The 579-nt window shown below is 42.3% G+C and carries 1 protein-coding gene; it reads left to right on the forward strand.

Going from position 1 to position 579, the window contains the following annotated elements:
* Positions 1-579 (forward strand): cache domain-containing protein (locus H740_RS03760; RefSeq protein WP_002951445.1); only part of this gene is annotated, 579 nt, incomplete at both ends.

Below are 579 nucleotides of genomic sequence, written 5' to 3' on the forward strand. Positions count from 1 at the left end.
AATCAGGCTCAAATTTTAAAAGACGTCGATGCGGTCACGGATTCGTTTTTTAAAGACTATATGGAGGTCGCGAAAAAAATCGCTACTGCCGTAGGCAATACCGATAACGACGGCGACGCATATATGGCGCAGCTGAAATTTCAAAAGTATAATGCAAATTCTTTGATTTCGTTTGTATTTTTCGGTCGCGAAGACGATGGATATTTTTATCAATCCGACGACACTAGGCTAACTCCTGAAAAAGACAACTACGATCCTCGCAAACGCGGCTGGTATATGGATGCAAAAGCTAAAAACGGAGCTATCTATACCGAGCCTTACAAACCTGCTACATATAACGCCCAAGTAGTTAGCTTTGCCGCTCCGGTCACAAAAAACGGTAAATTTATGGGTGTTATCGGCTTTGACATCCAGATCGACGCTCTAAGTAAAAAGATCCTTGATATGGGCAAGACCGAATACGGGTATGTCTACGTGATGAATAAAGATGGTCTGATACTAATACATAGCGATCCCTCAAATGTAGGAAAAACAGTCCCCGCGAGTAAGTATTTAGCGGAAGAATACGCAGCAAAAAGG

The sequence above is a fragment of the Campylobacter showae CC57C genome, from assembly GCF_000344295.2.
GTDB classification, from domain to species: Bacteria; Campylobacterota; Campylobacteria; order Campylobacterales; family Campylobacteraceae; genus Campylobacter_A; species Campylobacter_A showae_B.